General features: G+C 40.7%; 1 pseudogene. It reads right to left on the bottom strand.

Features of this window, described 5'->3' with window-relative positions:
• Positions 1–270, bottom strand: a pseudogene (locus SB679_RS24380) (HlyD family secretion protein); the annotation flags it as partial.

Genomic DNA, 270 nt, shown 5'->3' with positions numbered 1-270 from the left:
CTTAATCTGTGTTTCCTTATAGTTCGCAACTACCCATTTATCAGTTTCATTATTCACGATAAATGCAAGAGTTTCTCCGGCATCAATCATTTGTCCTATCTCAACGGTTCTACGTCCCATTCTTCCATCGTATGCTGCAGTAACTGCGGTATAGGTTACATCCAGTTTATGGCGATCCAACAATGCTTCCAGTCTGGCAATTTCTGCCTGTACAACGGCTTTCTCAGTTTGTATGTCATTGATTTTAGACATAGATGCGGCATAGTTATC

It is taken from the genome of Chryseobacterium sp. SIMBA_029 (genome assembly GCF_046535275.1).
Lineage (GTDB): Bacteria > Bacteroidota > Bacteroidia > Flavobacteriales > Weeksellaceae > Chryseobacterium.
Note: the sequence above shows the minus strand (reverse complement) of the source record. Positions and strands in the feature narration are given on the sequence as shown.